The 1,620-nt window shown below is 75.7% G+C and carries 1 protein-coding gene and 1 pseudogene; both read right to left on the minus strand.

Annotation, left to right across the window (positions count from 1 at the left end):
- Nucleotides 1–992: pseudogene (locus JAO81_RS15825) on the minus strand (serine/threonine-protein kinase); the annotation flags it as partial.
- 114 nt (nucleotides 993–1,106) lie between these two features.
- On the minus strand, nucleotides 1,107–1,620 hold a 514-nt coding region (locus JAO81_RS42485; RefSeq protein ID WP_233415431.1), incomplete at its 5' end, for an ABC transporter substrate-binding protein.

A 1,620-nucleotide genomic window follows, 5' to 3' on the forward strand; every position in this document is an offset into this window, starting at 1 on the left:
CCCCCCCCCCCGGGAGGCGGAGCAGGGGGGGGCGCCCGACCGGCGGCCGGGGCGCGGCAGGGGCCGTGTCCAGCTGGGTCGGCTCGGGAACCGGAAGGTCGAGGACGCGGGCCGAGCGCTCGGCGATCAGCCGGGGCAGCGCGGGCGGCAGCCAGTCCGCGCCCGCCGCGGCGGACCCCGCGAGGCGCTCGCGTACGGCCGAAGCGGTGGGCCGGGCGCCCGGGTCCTTCGCCAGGCACTCCCGTACGAGGGCCGCCAACGGCTCGGGTACACCGTCGAGTTCGGGCTCCTCGTGGACCGTACGGAAGAGGATCGTCGCGACCGTGCCCGAGCCGAACGGCCGGCGTCCGGTCACCGCGTACGCGAGGACGCAGCCGAGCGCGAAGACATCGCTGGGCGGGCCGATCTCGCCGGCCCGGGCCTGGGCCTGTTCGGGCGAGAGATAGCCGGGTGAGCCGATCACCGAGTCGGCGGCCGTGAGCGCGGTGGCCTCGGCGGTGCGGGCGATACCGAAGTCGATGAGGCGGGGGCCGTCGGCGGCGAGCAGGACGTTCGCGGGTTTCACATCGCGGTGCACCAGACCCGTCGTGTGCACGTCGGCGAGGGCTTCCGCGAGACGCTCGCCCAGGATGCGGACCGTGCGCAGGGGCAGCGGACCGTGGTCCGCGACCGCTTCGGCGAGGGAGGGTGCGGGGATGAAAGCGGTGGCCAGCCAGGGTTCGCGGGCCTCGGCGTCGGCGGGGGTCGCGGGCACGGTCCAGCGGCCGGTGGTCCGGGGGGCGGCGTCGGCCTCGCGGGGGGAGCGGGCCCGGGAGCCCGGGGCGGGGGGGGACCGGGTGGGCGGCGTACTCGGCGCGGACCACCTTGAGCGCGACCGGCGAACCGTGCGCGGTGCGCGCGAGATAGACCACGCCCATCCCGCCCGCGCCGAGCCGGGCGATCAGGCGGTGGCCGCCGATCTCGGCGGGGTCGATGGGCTTCAGGGGTTCCACGGCTGCTGCTCCTGGGGTCCGCGGCTGCTACTCCTCGGGGCCACGGCCGCTCGTTCAGGAGTTCACGGCCGCTAGGGCCTGGCTTGTGGATCAGTGGACCAGGTGAACCGGGCCCTAGCCCGACGGCGGCGGCACCGCTCCCGCGTACTGGAAGCGGCCGTTCGCCACCTCGTAGCGGTGCACGCTCCACTGCGTGAAGCTGCCCACCTCCGGGTCGAAGCCGTGGGTCTTCGTCAGTCCCTTGTACGCGGACTTCCGCAGCCGGCGCGCCAGGGCCTCGCGGCCGGGCCTCTTGCGCCCGGTCGCCAGGAGACCTTCGATGATCAGGTTCACGGCGTCGTACGCCTCGGCCGCCTGGTAGCCCGGCCGATGACCGTAGCGCTTGGTGAACGCCTTGGTGAACGGCTCCAGTTCGGGCACCGCGGCCGGGTCGAGGAAGGACGCGGTGAGCTGCCAGCCCTCGGCGGCCTCACCCGCGTCCTTCAGGAAGCGGGGGTCGAGCACGCTCTGCGGGGCCAGGCGGAGTCCGTCGAAGCCCGCGGCGGTCAGCTCGCGGGCGAAGACGGCGGACGCGGCGGGCCCCCCCGCCGACACCGATCCCTCGCAGCCCGCGGCCAGCATGGCGGCG

The organism is Streptomyces sp. N35, from assembly GCF_016464295.1.
Taxonomy (GTDB): domain Bacteria; phylum Actinomycetota; class Actinomycetes; order Streptomycetales; family Streptomycetaceae; genus Streptomyces.